Below are 13701 nucleotides of genomic sequence, written 5' to 3'. Positions count from 1 at the left end.
TCCAAGTTTCGGGGCGCAGTTCACTGTCCCCTTTGTGGTGGTTTTGGAATTAAGCCTGAAAGGTGTCGCGGTCGGGGGCGAAGGACTGCATGGCCGCGATGGTACGGTCGAAGAGCTCGGGGAGCTCCCAGCCCAGCATCTCGGCACCCTGCGTAATCACGTCGCGCGAGCAGCCGGCGGCAAAGCGCTTGTCCTTGAACTTTTTCTTGAGCGACTTGGTCGTAAAGTCCATGACGCTCTTACTCGGACGCATGATGACGGCAGCACCGATCAAGCCGGTGAGCTCGTCGCAGGCAAACAGGATCTTTTCCATCTGCAGCTCGGGCTTGGGCAGCGAGGTGTTGAAGTCCGACGTGTGCGTCTGAATGGCGCGAATGAGATCGGGAGAGGCGCCCTCGCCTTCAAGGATCTCGGCCGCATAGATGGTGTGGTTCATGGGGTCGTCCTCATGCTCCTCCCAATCTAGGTCGTGCAGCAGACCGACGATGCCCCAAAACTCCTCGTTCTCGGGGTCGAACTCGCGCGCAAAGTAGCGCATGGTGCCCTCGACCGTTTCGCCGTGGGTGATGTGGAACGGGTCCTTATTGTGCTCGTTGAGCAATTCGAACGCACGGTCGCGGGTGATTCCGGCGGAAAGTGGCTCTGCCATAAAAGACTCCTTGTGCTCGCAGGTATCGCTAAGAATGAATACTACTAGAACGACTAGAACGAAAAAACCACCACAAAGGTGCCTGTCCCCTTTGTGGTGGTTTTGGCGCGGATGGGTTAGTTGAGGGCGGCTTGGGCTAGGCGGGCTTCGGCGTCCTCTTCGGTGACGCCCAGGGCCACGGCGAACTCCTCAATGGAGCGGCGCTTGGCCTCCTTGAGTACACGCATATAGTAAGAGCTGGGCTTTTTATCAGCTTCCTCGGCCTGGCGAATGCGGTGCATCATGGTCTTTGCCACGCGGACCGTCTCGGGCGCGCCCAGCTTGAGCTGCTGCTTAAAGTGCGTCTCCTCAAGCGAGCTGTTACGCTCGGTAAAGGTGTCGCACTCCAGCTCGTCATAGTGGCTCAGCAGGTGCTCGGCATCTTGTTGGGAGATGGCGGCATGCAAACGATCGGCCTGCGCCACGGGGTACATGAGGATCGTCTGCGCATGTCCCTGCTTGGTCTCGAGCAACAGCATGGGCTGCGGCGTGTCGTCCCTAAAACCGACGACGGTGCAGACTCCCTGACCCGGATGAATGACGTGTTGACCGATTGAGAACATGCTACCTCCAACTTATACGAATTTACGTATGTCTAGAATAACACGCTGACGTGCGCAAATCCTCGCTTTATGCAGGAAAAGCACACAACTCTGATAGGTAAGAGTATTCGATAAAAGACACAGCTCATTCACACCTTTATGCATTTTCAACGCGTGCATAATCTGCAGGCAGACCGGCATCTTTGAGTGAGTCCATGCAAGCTGTAGTCAATTTTGTGCATATGCAATTTCGATTGGCTTTACCCTGCGACAGTGCCCGTCGCTTGTGATAGAGTGCTACAAACTCTGGCTTTTGCCCTACGAGTGACCAAGAGCTCGGGGGCTTTAACACAAGGAGGATCTATGCCCGAGAAGATTGAAGAGCTGGTACGCGCTGCGCTTGCTGCGGCCCAGGAGGCCGGCGACCTTTCCGCATTTGAACTTGACGATTGCGCTATCGAGCGACCGGCTGACACTTCTCATGGCGAGTGGACCTCCACCATGGCCCTGAAGTCCGCCAAGCTGGCCCACTGCGCCCCGCGCAAGATCGCCGAGGCCATCGTTGCCCATATGCCCGAGGATCCCGCGATCGAGAAGGTTGAGATCGCAGGCCCCGGTTTCATCAACTTCTACCTCTCCGTTGCCGTCAAGAATGCCATCTTTGGCGAGGCTCGCGAGAAGGGCATGGACTTCGCTAAGTCCAACGTCGGTGGTGGCCTGAAGACCCAGGTCGAATTCGTTTCCGCCAACCCCGTCGGCCCCATGCACATTGGTCACGGCCGCTGGGCCGCTCTGGGCGACTCCCTTTGCCGCGTCATGGACCACGCCGGTTACGACATCCAGCGTGAGTTCTACATCAATGACCACGGCTCTCAGATGAACACCTTCGGCAACTCCATCAGCACGCGCTATATGCAGCTTGCCGACATCATCGCCAAGCAGGGCGTTGATATCGACGAGGCTCACAAGCTGCTGATCGCCGACCGTGACGCCTTTGTTGCCGACGAGAACGACGAGCACCCCGAGACCCATCCGTATCAGGACAACTTTGCCGAGACCTTGGGCAAGGACTCTTACGGCGGCGACTACATCATCGACGAGGCCGCCGAGTTCTGGCGCACCGACGGCGACAAGTGGGTCGACGCCGATCCGCAGGAGCGTATGGAGAGCTTCCGTGAGCGCGGCTACGTGAAGATGGTCGACAACATGCGCGACCTCTGCCACGCCGTCAACTGCGACTTTGACCGTTGGTACTCCGAGCGCTCGCTGTATGTGAAGGACACCGAGGGCGAGACCGCCGGCACCTCCGCCGTCGACCGCGCTTTTGAGAAGCTCGACAAGATGGGCTACCTCTACACCAAGGACGGCGCCCTGTGGTTCCGCTCCACCGATCTGGGCGACGACAAGGACCGCGTCCTGATCAAGTCCGACGGCGAGTACACCTACTTCGCCTCCGACGTCGCCTATCACTGGGATAAGTTCCAGCGCGTCGACCACGTCATCGACATCTGGGGCGCCGACCACCACGGTTACATCGAGCGCGTCCGCTGCGTCTGCGACGCTCTGGGTTACCCCGGCAAGTTCGAGGTTCTACTGGGCCAGCTCGTCAACCTGCTGCGTAACGGCAAGCCCGTCCGTATGTCCAAGCGCAAGGGCACCATGGTGACCCTTCAGGAGCTCGTCGACGAGGTTGGCTCCGATGCCGCTCGCTACACGCTCATCTCCAAGAGCTCCAACCAGATGGTCGACTTCGACATCGAGGCCGTTAAGAAGCGCGACAACTCCAACCCGGTCTATTACGTGCAGTATGCTCACGCCCGCGTGTGCTCCATCCTGCGCCGTGCCGCCGACGTTACCGCCGAGCAGGCCGACGAGATGGGCATGAAGGCCGTTGCCGCCAAGGCCATCGGTGAGAACGTCGATTACTCGCTGCTGACCGACCCGACCGAGCTCGCCCTTTCGCGCAAGCTCAACGAGCTCACCGACCTGATCGCCAGCTGTGCTCGCGATCGCGCCCCGTTCCGTCTGACCCACTTTGCCGAGGAACTCGCCGGTGACTTCCACAGCTTCTACGCTGCCTGCCAGGTGCTGCCGAGCGAGGGCCGTCCCGTCGACCCCGAGCTTTCGCGTGCCCGTCTGGCCGCTTGCGATGCCGTCCGCGTGACGCTCGCCCTGGTGCTCACCCTCGTTGGCGTTTCCGCGCCCGAGCAGATGTAACCTGCGGGTCATTTGACCGTGTAGGTTTGGTTTAACTGAGCCCTATAAGCCCGATCTCCCACGGAGGTCGGGCTTTTTTCGCAAATGCCGACGTATTGACGAATTTGGAACTGCTGGAAATACGAAACTATGCCGGTTTACTACGATGAATTGGGAATTTCCAACCACGCCGGCTTTTCGCAAAAAAGCGCAAGGCATCTACCTGCGGTTTTAGTTCAACATGTTTCGGAGTGGTCGCGGTTGATCGATTCGTCGTAGTAAACCGCCATAGTTTTGGCGGAGGCAGTCTGATTTGTGGGTGGTAGACCAAAGAGTGTCCCTTTTGACTAGTCGTTTAAGAACGCCCCTAATGACTAAGTTGCAGGTGGCGGCGGTTGTGTTACACTAACGCTGCGTAGTTGACGCAATCATCTCGATACAGATCAATGATGTCCGTCGTTTTGAACGGAACTAGACTGTTTAGCCGCCCTGAAGGTTTATGCAGGGAGCATGTGATCACAGGGCTTGAAAAGAAAGTTGAGCAAACACTGTGTCTGATCAACAGCAAGAAATCGAAATAACGACGACGCAAGCCGCTCCCGCTGCACCGGTTGCGTCGGACCAGGTCGCGGCGCCCGCGCAAGCCTCGGCTCCCGAGACGCCTAAGGCTGCTTCGACGCCTGCGCCTGCAACTGGTGAGGAGGCTGCTCCGGCAAAGCCCAGGCTCGCGCGCCGCACGGCCAAGCCTGCCGCTGACGGCGAGGAGGTCACCAAGCCCAAGCGCCGTACCACGCGCACGACGCGCGCCAAGCGCACCGTTGCAGCTGACTCCTCGGTGCCGATTTCCGATGAGGTCGCGCAGGCACGTGCGTTGGCGCAGATTAGCGAGGCTCAGGTGGTGCGCGCCCGCCGTCGTGCTGCCGAGCGCGAGGCCGCGGCTCTGACCGAGCTTGCAGCTCCGTCTGTGCCCGAGACGCCTGCCGCCATCGAGACCCCTGCCGCCGACCTGCCGACCGAGAAGCCGGCACCGCGCACACGCCGCCGCACGGCTGCTAAGGCCGAGCAAGTTGCGGAACAGGTAGCCCCCGAGCTCACTGAGGCTTCGGTCCGTTCCGCGGCAGGGGAGGGCGCATCGCCTGCTGAGCCCGCTGTGCCTGTCGAGGCCAGCGAAGTTCCCGTTGTCGATCCGGCTTTGCGCCCGCACCGTCGCGGTCGCAAGCCCAAGGCCTTCGTCGAGGCAGAGAAGGCCGCAGCCGCAGCCGCCGCCGCTCGGGATGCTGCGGCGACCGCCGAGTCTGCAACCGCTGCCGATGCACCCGTCCAGGATGCTACGACTTCCGAGGCCGCTCCCGCCGATGCCGAGCCCGCCGACGTCCGTCCCGGTCGCAGCCGTCGTACTGCTGCTAAGCGCACGTCCAAGGCCAAGGCTGCCAAGAAGGGTGCGTCCGAGGATTCTGCCGAGACGACCGCCGATGCGTCGACTGATGTCGCCAAGGCCCAGGACGTCGAACAGCCTGCGTCCGAGAAGCCCAAGCGCGGTCGTAAGAAGTCCGTTAAGGCCAAGGCGTCCGAGCAGCAGGATGTCGAAGCGCAGGTTGATTCTGGCGCCGAGGCCAATGACGCCGCCGCGGCCAATGTTGGCACCGCCGCAACCGATGGTGCCGCCCCCGCTGAGGGCGAAGACGGCACTCGTCCCAACCGTCGCCAGCACAAGCGCAACGACGAGCGCAACGAGCGTAAGGACGACCGCAACAACGACCGTCGCAACCGCCAGCGCGATCGCAAACAGCGCAACAAGGAGCGTAATGCCGCTCCCACCGAGCCCACGCTTTCGCGCGAGGAACTCGCGGCCATGAAGGTCGCTGAGCTGCGCGAGAAGGCTAAGGAGTTCGAGATCGAGACGACCGGCAAGAAGAAGGCCGAGCTCGTCGAGGAAATCTACGTCACCGCTGCGAAGGCCGAGGGCTTCCGCGACATCAAGGGCATTCTGCAGATTCGCCCGGACAGCTCCGGCATCATCCACGCCCATGGCTACATGAAGTCCAACGACGACGCCTTCGTGCCCGCCTACCTCATCCGCTCCGCGCGCCTGCGCACGGGCGACGTCATCGAGGGCTCGCTGCGTCCTTCGCGCGGCGGCGACAAGCGCGCCGGCCTCGCCAAAATCACGACCGTCAACGGTCTGGACCCCGAGCAGATTCGCAACCGTCCCAAGTTCGGCGACCTCACCCCGGTCTATCCCAACGAGCCGCTGCGCATGGAGCACGGCAAGGACTCTATTACCGGCCGCGCCATCGACATCGTGTCACCGATCGGCAAGGGCCAGCGCGGCCTGATCGTGTCCCCGCCCAAGGCCGGCAAGACCACGATCCTCAAGAAGATCTGCCAGTCTATCTCGATTAACAACCCCGAGGTGCACCTCATCTGCCTGCTCGTCGACGAGCGCCCCGAAGAGGTCACCGATATGCAGCGTTCCATCAAGGGCGAGGTTGTGGCGTCGACCTTCGATATGCCTGCCGACAACCACACCCGCGTGGCAGAGCTCGTCATCGAGCGCGCCAAGCGCATCGTAGAGCTGGGTGGCGACGTCGTGGTGGTGCTCGACTCCATCACGCGCCTCGCCCGCGCCTACAACTTGGCGGCGCCCGCCTCGGGCCGCATCCTTTCGGGCGGCGTCGATTCGGCGGCCCTATATCCGCCCAAGCGCTTCCTGGGTGCAGCCCGCAATATCGAGAACGGTGGCTCGCTTACCATCCTGGCCTCTGCCCTCATCGACACCGGTTCCAAGATGGACGAAGTCATCTTTGAGGAGTTCAAGGGCACCGGCAACATGGAGCTTAAGCTCGACCGCGACCTGGCCGACCGCCGCATCTTCCCGGCTATCGACCCCGTTGCCTCCGGTACGCGTAACGAGGACCTGTTGGTCGACGAGCAGATGCGTCCGTTTGTCTTTGGTCTGCGTCGCATTCTTGCCGGCATGAACAACACCGAGCGCGCAGCCGCATCGTTTATCAAGGGTCTTAAGGGCACCAACACCAACCAGGAGTTCCTGGTGCGTTCGGCCAAAAAACACAGCGACTACGAGCAGACGTTCTAGGTTGTCATCCACGCGCAGCGATAGTCATCAATGCGATAAAGGGTCGGGGCTTTGAGCCTCGGCCCTTTTCTATAGCGCCGCTCCGCGCTTATTTTTGACCGTAAGACCGACGAGCAGCAGGTTTCCCGTTTCAATCCGACATCGTCGCTTGCAATCGGCAGGGTGGTTTCGCATAATAACTTTTAAGCTTCGCGACGGAAAACGCAGATGAAACGAACCATATACCGTTGCTTTGGGGCATAGCCCCGCTTCATCTTCTCTCGCGCAGCCAACTGAATGATGCGATTTGGGTGCTGGAAGATGGGGAGAGCTCATGGCTTCTTCTGATGCAACACAACGAGCAGTCCTTGCCGGACTTTCGTGCGGGATCGGCCTTGCCGCTCCCGTGGTTATGTATGCCGCGACGCTGCCGTTTTCGTCGGTGAACGAGACGGTCGTGGCGGGTGCAGTTCCCTTCGCCGTGGGCGCGGTGGCGGGCGTGGGTATCTATGCCGCCTCGCTGGGTATCTCCGAGTATCGTGCGCAGCGTGAAGAGCGTCTGTTCCAGCCCGATGCCATGGGCGGTGTCGCCAATCTCAATCAGCATCAAAGCGAGTTCAAGACCGCCTCGATTCCAGCTCAGCAGCAGGATGCGATTCCGTACGCTGCGGCTTCTGCTTCTCAGGCTCAGTCGGAGCAGTCTACCTCGGCATTCCTTTCCGGCCTGACTGGTGCGTTCCAGCGCCGTCATGCCGATGATGGTGTCCCTACCATCGCTCGAGCCGCAGATGCTATGGACGAGGCCGAGGCTTGGTCCATGATCGACAGCATGCTCGACGACGATTCGCCGGTGAGCTGCGACCCTGCACGCTCGCGCGACGTCTATCAAGTCGCCATCGACGAGCTCACCAACGGCGGGCAGACCGGCTCCTTCAATCGCGATGATATCGCCGCCGCGGCACGCGCCGTGTCGGGCTCCCAGGCCGCCCCTGCGGGCAGCACGGCGGCTTTCGTGGCACTCGTTGCCAATGCGGCGGTCAATAACGCCTACAGCGCTACCTCGGCGGACGCGAACGCTTCTGCCGATAATTCGTACGTTGATGAAGCCATGACCGCGGACGAGGAGGCTGTTGCCGCCCGCCGTGCCGCCGAAAGCTCGCTTTGGGGCGCTCCTGCCCAGCAGCAGGCGGCTGAGGCTGCGCCGTACAATGCAAACCTCGCCAGCATGCCTATCATCTCCGGTGCCGCGGGCATCGATCTCGATGACCTCGATGAGCCTGCAGCCATCACCGCATCGATTGATGCCCAAGATCGCATCGACACCGGCGACCTTCCGGACGCCTCGCTCGAGGTTGATGTCCCCATGGCCGATTACTCGGGCCACGAGGACATGTGGGCCGCTGCCACCGCGATTCTGGACGAGATCGACGAGCCTGCTCCTGTTGCAGCTCCCGCTCCCGTCGCTGCCCCTCAGCCTGCTGCACCCGCCTATGTCGGCCGTCACAGCGCTGTGTTCCCCGAGGATACCGCCCGTATCTCGCGCGAGGGCATCGAGCGAGCCGAGGCTATTGCCGCCGGCATTATGGAAAATCGTCGTCACGAGCGCGTCAATCAGATCCTCGAGGAAGAAATCGAGCGCCTGCAGTCCTCTACCGCCAAGCGTACGGGCCGTGCCTATCTGAGCGTTATCGAGGGCGGTACCGCCAGCTTCGCGCCGCTCCGCGCGGAGGCATAACTTCTGCATGGTTAAGATCAATCGAAAATGGGCGGTCGTGACCTGCCTGATGGCGCTCTTGATCTGGGGCAATTCGCTGGTTCCCGGCTCGGGGTCGGGTTCGCTGAGCCTAACGGTCATGGAAGCTATCCGCGGTTTCCTGCGCGGCGTGGGACTTCCATATGAATGGGTGACCAACTTTGTTGTTCGCAAATGCGCGCATTTTACCGAGTATATGGTGCTCGGCATCTTGGCAACGCACGCCTTTGATTTTGAGGGCCGGCGCACCTTTGACGTGCTGCTGCCCACGGCGGTGTTCCTGCTGCTGATTCCTTCGATCGACGAGACGATTCAGCTCTTTGTGCCGGGACGCGCCGGCATGATCACCGATGTGATGATTGACTGCTGTGGTGCGGCAACGGGCGTTGTGCTCCGATATCTCTTACGGCCGCTGATGCGCGCCAAAAAAGCCGCCTAGGACGTATTGTTTGGTCCTAGGCGGCCTTTTTTATTTGAGGGCTTATATGAGGCGTGGTGGCGTCGTTCCGTAGGTCGGATTTGCCGGGCGCGCCACGCCCTGTGGGTGCGTCTGCTACTGAAGCGCCTGAGCGCCCAGGGCCAAGCAGCCCATAATGCCCTGTTTGCCCTCGAGGCTGTTGTTGACGATATAGCTATCGATGTCGGCCATCTCGGGCGTGACGATGTAGCCGTTGAGCATCTCGGCGCACTTCTTGCGCGCGAGCGGCACGATGGGGGTGTGGTCGGCCACGCCGCCACCGATGACGTTCTTCTGCGGTGCGTAGCACAGGATGTAGGTCATGAGCGCCTGCGCCAGATAGCCGGCGAGCAGGTCCATGGCCTCCGGGTCATCGGCCATCTCTCCGGCGCTCTTGCCACCCCAGCGCTTTTTAACGCCGGGACCGGCGATGAGGCCCTCGAGGCAGTTGTCGTGGAAGGGACAGCCGCTGTGCTCGCCAATGGTGTCGCGCGGGTCGTGAGTGACCAGGATGTGGCCGGCCTCGGGATGCATTTAGTGCCGGGCTGTCCTTACCAGCGCGGGTTGATTTTATCACGTAGCGACTTGAGGTTCTCAAGCGCAGCGTTGAGCGTCTCGTCTCGCTTGGCAAAGTGGAAACGAATCAGATGGTTGACGGGCTCGCGGAAGAAGCTCGAGCCCGGAACGGCGCCCACGCCCACCTTGGAGGCCAAATCCTCACAGAAGTCGAGGTCGCTGTCATAGCCAAACTCCGAGATATCCATCATCACATAGTAGGCGCCCTGCGGCACGTTGTGCTCAAGACCGATGCTATCGAGCCCCTGACAGAATAGGTCGCGCTTGGCGGTGTAGAGGTCGAGGACCTCCTGGTAATAGCTGTCGTCGAATTTGAGGGCGGTGACGACAGCTTCCTGCAGGGGAGCGGCAGCACCCACGGTGAGGAAGTCGTGGACCTTTTTAATGCGCTCGGTGATCTGGGCCGGGGCGATGGTGTAGCCCAGACGCCAGCCGGTGATGGAGTACGTCTTAGACAGCGAACTGCAGCTGATGGTTCGATCGAACATGCCGGGCAGCGTGGCCATATAGACGTGCTCGTGGGGCGCGTAGACGATGTGCTCGTATACCTCGTCGGTAATGCAGTAGGCGTCGTACTTTTTGCAGAGGTCGGCGATTAAGGTGAGCTCCTCGCGCGTAAAGACCTTGCCGCAGGGGTTGGAAGGGTTGCACAGGACGATGGCCTTGGGATCGTTGTCGCGGAAGGCCGCCTCGAGTGTCTCGCGGTCAAAGTCGAACGCAGGTGGGTTAAGCGGCACGTAGATGGGCTCGGCACCCGAGAGGATCGTGTCGGCGCCGTAGTTCTCGTAGAATGGCGAGAAGATGACGACCTTGTCGCCGGGGTTTGTGACCGTCATCATGGCGGCCATCATGGCCTCGGTGGAGCCGCAGGTGACCACGATGTTCTCGTTGGGGTTGATCGGCATGCCCATAAAGTGCTCCTGCTTGGCGGCAAGCGCCTCACGCATGGCCTGGGAGCCCCAGGTGATGGAGTACTGGTGATAGAGCGGCTTGGGGTCGCTGGCGATGGCGCTCAGGCTGTTGAGCAGCTGCGCCGGGGGATCGAAGTCGGGGAAGCCCTGCGACAGGTTGACGGCGCCATACTTATTGGAGATGCGCGTCATGCGGCGGATGACCGAATCGGTAAACGCCGCCGTGCGGTTGGAGAGTTCTTTCATGCCTATCCTTTCGAGCATTGGGTGGAGCAAGTTTACTCCTATGGAACCGATGGGATTTGCTCGAAACGGGCTCGAAAAACTCTTTTCAAAATTCTTGAAAATTGGGGCTTGCATCGCGTGGCGTTCCTTGCAATAATAGTCGAGCGCGAAGCGCACAGGACACGGTGGGTGTAGCTCAGTTGGCTAGAGCGACGGGTTGTGGTCCCGTAGGTCGAGGGTTCGAGTCCCTTTACCCACCCCAGTTCTTGCTTCGTGTTGATATCGGGTCGTTAGCTCAGTTGGTAGAGCAGGGGACTCTTAATCCCAAGGTCCAGGGTTCGACCCCCTGACGGCCCACCACACGATATCTCCTCTAAAGTCCGCCACCACGGACTTTAGCTTTGGGTCGTTAGCTCAGTTGGTAGAGCAGGGGACTCTTAATCCCAAGGTCCAGGGTTCGACCCCCTGACGGCCCACCAAAGCATGTTTAGACGGTCAACGAAAGTTGGCCGTCTTTTTTGTTGACCTTTCATGGGGTCGAACCCGAAAGGGCACGGCCGCTTTCACAGATCGAGTCTACCCTGGGGATCGGTAAAACCGTCAGTACCTTCCTTGAGTTTCTTCTCCGCTGCCTTCACGCGACGCTCGAGCTTTTTTGTATCCTCGGCAGGTGGCAGGTTCTCGGGGACAATTCCGCGGTCGATGAGGCCGCCACGCACGCTTGTGTTGTTCTCGACGTGCTCTTGCTTGATCTGGTCCAGACCGTACAGGTCGTGTTCCTCGGCGTTGAAGGCCGTCATCGAGTTCGTAAGGTCCTTTGCTTTGATGAGGACATCGGCTAACCTGTCCGCCAATGCCGCGCTCTTGGATATGCCGAGCTGCTGCTTCATTTCCGCCGTGCTTCTGCCGCCGAATAACGCTTCGTCGCCCTTCGACTTGATGATCGCGAATCCTTTGGAGTCCACGCCGCGTTTGAACGCAATACCCGAGAGCTGTTTCTCTGAATCGGATAGCGAGTGGCGCGCCTGTAAGCGCTGAATCTCTGCGAAGCGCTGCTCTATGAGCTCTTGGCGGCGCGTCTGCACGGCAAAGTATGCCTAGGCGAGCGCGATCTCTGGCTTGTTTGAATCTCCGTTTTGGGCGATTAAATAGCATGCATAGCGCGTAAGCTTGTAGTCTTTAACCGCGCGAGCGGCGACACCGGCAGTTATCATTTTCGTGGTGTCACGAAAATGGGAATCAACTGGAGTTTTATTTGTTTCGCACGAGACTTTTGCCCTCTTAACAACTTCGGCGAAGTTCTCCCATCGAGTGTATCCCATGGGTTCCATTAAATCGCGTGCGAGCCAATACTCAACGCCGTCTTCCACATTGGCGCAGCTATCAAGTTCGACACGCCACTTCTCGATATCTCTACTGTCCATATCTCCTCCTCGCTGATCTATTGTCTATGCGCGCTTTGCCCGCTCTGTACTCAGAATAAGGATACGCTGCCGTGCGGACACGAATGGGCCCCGTGCCACTTCGAGGTCACGGGGCCCATAGATATCGATTAGTTGTGCTCTGCTCTAGATAGGTGTCCAGTTTAATTCGATCGATAGTGCGAACCCAGGCTTTCGGTCCGCTTGCGCATGGCTTTGACCATCTCCGTTGCCAGCTGATTCTGCGATTGCAGGCGGGCGAGGGCTGCGATCTCGCTGTCATTGGCATGCGGCTTGCTCAGCGCCGTTGCCTCGTCTTTCAGGCTTTCAAGCTGTTGCAGGGCCTTGGATAGACCTGCTTCGGTCCTGTTGATCATGCAATAGGTGCTCATCGTGTGCTTAAGGCTGTGTGTCAGGCGTTCGGCATCTGTTGTGGCAATGCCATACTGAGGGAGGGCGATATCCATCGGAGCGGCCGCCTCGGGAGCGTCCAGCGCTGCTCGAGCTGCCGATGCGCCCGCGATGCGCCCGAATACGATGCCATTGGCACTCGACAAGCCGCCGATGCGGTCGGCGCCGTGCATGCCGCCTGTTGCCTCACCGCAGGCGTAGAGGCCCTCAACGCCCGTGTACGCGGTCTTGTCGATTTTGATACCGCCGTTGGCGGCGTGGGCATACATCGCCACGCGCATCTCGTCGGCCGGCGCGATGCCGTGCTCGTCTTGTAGCCAGGTGGCAAAGGTCTGCACAAACTCGGGGACGTCCTCGCGGGGGAAGTCGTAGTGGAGTGCCAGGCCTTCGGCTCCCGCTTGGTCGATGGCTAGGTCGATAGCGCGAGAATCCAGGCGCGAAGTGAAGGGACCATATCCGGAGCGTTGCTCGAGCAGATTGTCGAGCTTATCGTCGGCGATATCGACCGGCTGGTCGAACTTGACGTAGCGCCAGGTCTTCTCGTTAAAAACAAGGTTTCGCTTGGGCTCTATAAAGCCGGGCATCATCTGCATGAACTCTATATTAGTAAGGGACGCACCGTGCGCCAGCGCGATAGCCTGTGATGAGCTGAGCACGTCGGCGGAAGTGAGGCTGCGCTCGAACAGGCCACCCGTGCCGCCCGCAGCGATGATAGTGGCCTTGACTGCCATAGGCACGAGATGCTCGTTTGTCCGGTCGTAGAGCGTGGCGCCGACAATCTTTCCGTCCGTATCTTCAACAAGGTCGATAAGCTCATGGCGGGGGAGCAGGCGAATGCCGAGCGACTCGATCCGGGTCGTCAGAGCGTCCTCAAGGGGCTTGCGGGTGAGGCCGCGCCACATGCGCGTCTTGTGGTCAAAGCAGGGGATAAACTGCTTTTGCTGAGCGCTTTCGACGCTTTGCGGACGCTGAAGCTCAACGCCCAAGTCTTGCTCGAGCCATTCAATTGCCTGGGGAATGCCGTGGACGAACGTCTGGACGAGTTCAGGGTCGGCAACGCCGCCGCCCACGGTCCGGATGGTGTCGATGAGGTCCTGTTCGTCGTCTTTGTCGACGGGGCCAATAAGACCGAGGCCCCAGGTGCCCGGGAAAAAGCTCGATCCGCTCATGGTTTTGCCGGCGCTTGCGATGACAACGGTCGCGCCCGCGCGTGCCGCTTCGATGGCGGCACAAAGGCCCGCAATGCCAGATCCAATTACCAGTACATCAGTCGATTCCATCGGATTCCTTTCTCGTCCGGCGCATTGTCGCATGGGTGATCGGCAATGGGGCCGCAAAGACTCGGCAAATCGGTAAAGGGCAAATATGGCAGGTGGGCGTCATGGACGTTCTGACGCTCCGTCTCATCACATCTCGTATTTCGCCCCAACTGATATATCGGCATT

11 protein-coding genes and 3 tRNA genes are annotated in these 13701 nt (G+C 60.2%); 7 read left to right on the top strand and 7 right to left on the bottom strand.

The window, feature by feature from the left end:
* Positions 1 to 49 precede the first annotated feature (49 nt).
* Together DW233_RS08070 and DW233_RS08065 are read right to left on the bottom strand one after the other, a co-directional pair.
* Complete coding sequence (locus tag DW233_RS08070; protein ID WP_055252329.1) at positions 50 to 649, bottom strand: HD domain-containing protein; 600 nt, start codon at positions 647 to 649, stop codon at positions 50 to 52.
* A 116-nt stretch (positions 650 to 765) separates the two neighbouring features.
* Complete coding sequence (locus tag DW233_RS08065; RefSeq protein WP_022094807.1) at positions 766 to 1251, bottom strand: CarD family transcriptional regulator; 486 nt, start codon at positions 1249 to 1251, stop codon at positions 766 to 768.
* Between the two features lie 342 nt (positions 1252 to 1593).
* On the opposite strand from DW233_RS08065, the gene argS reads away from it, so the two are divergent.
* From argS to DW233_RS08045, 4 genes are all read left to right on the top strand, one after another.
* Positions 1594 to 3447, top strand: coding sequence for an arginine--tRNA ligase (argS, locus tag DW233_RS08060; RefSeq protein WP_117757736.1), 1854 nt, complete (start codon positions 1594 to 1596; stop codon positions 3445 to 3447).
* A gap of 529 nt (positions 3448 to 3976) precedes the next feature.
* Positions 3977 to 6523: a transcription termination factor Rho gene (rho, locus tag DW233_RS08055; protein ID WP_233540017.1), complete on the top strand. Its 2547-nt coding sequence runs from the start codon at positions 3977 to 3979 to the stop codon at positions 6521 to 6523.
* A 313-nt stretch (positions 6524 to 6836) separates the two neighbouring features.
* Positions 6837 to 8237: a hypothetical protein gene (locus DW233_RS08050; protein WP_118267681.1), complete on the top strand. Its 1401-nt coding sequence runs from the start codon at positions 6837 to 6839 to the stop codon at positions 8235 to 8237.
* 7 nt (positions 8238 to 8244) lie between these two features.
* On the top strand, positions 8245 to 8694 hold the full coding sequence (locus DW233_RS08045; RefSeq protein ID WP_117842594.1) for a VanZ family protein: 450 nt from the start codon (positions 8245 to 8247) through the stop codon (positions 8692 to 8694).
* A 114-nt stretch (positions 8695 to 8808) separates the two neighbouring features.
* Here the strand turns inward: DW233_RS08045 and DW233_RS08040 are convergent, their stop codons facing one another.
* Both DW233_RS08040 and DW233_RS08035 read right to left on the bottom strand, forming a co-directional pair.
* Positions 8809 to 9246, bottom strand: a complete 438-nt coding sequence (locus DW233_RS08040; RefSeq protein ID WP_233502702.1) for an ROK family protein — start codon at positions 9244 to 9246, stop codon at positions 8809 to 8811.
* Between the two features lie 17 nt (positions 9247 to 9263).
* Positions 9264 to 10445, bottom strand: coding sequence for a pyridoxal phosphate-dependent aminotransferase (locus DW233_RS08035; RefSeq protein ID WP_118267679.1), 1182 nt, complete (start codon positions 10443 to 10445; stop codon positions 9264 to 9266).
* A gap of 164 nt (positions 10446 to 10609) precedes the next feature.
* On the opposite strand from DW233_RS08035, the gene DW233_RS08030 reads away from it, so the two are divergent.
* From DW233_RS08030 to DW233_RS08020, 3 genes are all read left to right on the top strand, one after another.
* A tRNA-His gene (locus DW233_RS08030) sits at positions 10610 to 10686 on the top strand.
* A 22-nt stretch (positions 10687 to 10708) separates the two neighbouring features.
* A tRNA-Lys gene (locus tag DW233_RS08025) sits at positions 10709 to 10784 on the top strand.
* A gap of 43 nt (positions 10785 to 10827) precedes the next feature.
* Positions 10828 to 10903 (top strand) — tRNA-Lys (locus DW233_RS08020).
* A gap of 84 nt (positions 10904 to 10987) precedes the next feature.
* On the opposite strand, the gene DW233_RS10360 is transcribed toward DW233_RS08020, so the two are convergent.
* The 3 genes from DW233_RS10360 to DW233_RS08010 form a co-directional block, all read right to left on the bottom strand.
* Entirely contained in the window at positions 10988 to 11509 is a 522-nt protein-coding gene (locus tag DW233_RS10360; RefSeq protein WP_199411574.1) for a hypothetical protein, read from the bottom strand.
* Positions 11510 to 11521: 12 nt separating this feature from the next.
* The gene (locus tag DW233_RS10355) at positions 11522 to 11848 is read right to left on the bottom strand and encodes a BRO family protein (RefSeq protein WP_199411575.1); all 327 of its coding nucleotides are present in this window, start codon (positions 11846 to 11848) and stop codon (positions 11522 to 11524) included.
* Between the two features lie 161 nt (positions 11849 to 12009).
* Positions 12010 to 13536: an FAD-dependent oxidoreductase gene (locus tag DW233_RS08010; protein ID WP_118267677.1), complete on the bottom strand. Its 1527-nt coding sequence runs from the start codon at positions 13534 to 13536 to the stop codon at positions 12010 to 12012.
* Between the last annotated feature and the right edge of the window lie 165 nt (positions 13537 to 13701).

It is taken from the genome of Collinsella sp. AM20-15AC (genome assembly GCF_003471405.1).
In the GTDB taxonomy this organism is placed as follows: domain Bacteria; phylum Actinomycetota; class Coriobacteriia; order Coriobacteriales; family Coriobacteriaceae; genus Collinsella.
The sequence above is the reverse complement of the archived record's forward strand: the minus strand, read 5'-3'. Positions and strand labels throughout refer to the sequence as shown.

Bases quoted from the DNA above. Each gene is read 5' to 3' on its own strand.
- DW233_RS08065 (WP_022094807.1), bottom strand. From the start codon at position 1,251: ATGTTCTCAATCGGTCAACACGTCATTCATCCGGGTCAGGGAGTCTGC.
- argS (WP_117757736.1), top strand. From the start codon at position 1,594: ATGCCCGAGAAGATTGAAGAGCTGGTACGCGCTGCGCTTGCTGCGGCC.
- DW233_RS08070 (WP_055252329.1), bottom strand. From the start codon at position 649: ATGGCAGAGCCACTTTCCGCCGGAATCACCCGCGACCGTGCGTTCGAA.
- DW233_RS08040 (WP_233502702.1), bottom strand. From the start codon at position 9,246: ATGCATCCCGAGGCCGGCCACATCCTGGTCACTCACGACCCGCGCGAC.
- DW233_RS10355 (WP_199411575.1), bottom strand. From the start codon at position 11,848: ATGGACAGTAGAGATATCGAGAAGTGGCGTGTCGAACTTGATAGCTGC.
- DW233_RS08050 (WP_118267681.1), top strand. From the start codon at position 6,837: ATGGCTTCTTCTGATGCAACACAACGAGCAGTCCTTGCCGGACTTTCG.
- DW233_RS08010 (WP_118267677.1), bottom strand. From the start codon at position 13,536: ATGGAATCGACTGATGTACTGGTAATTGGATCTGGCATTGCGGGCCTT.
- DW233_RS08035 (WP_118267679.1), bottom strand. From the start codon at position 10,445: ATGAAAGAACTCTCCAACCGCACGGCGGCGTTTACCGATTCGGTCATC.
- DW233_RS08045 (WP_117842594.1), top strand. From the start codon at position 8,245: ATGGTTAAGATCAATCGAAAATGGGCGGTCGTGACCTGCCTGATGGCG.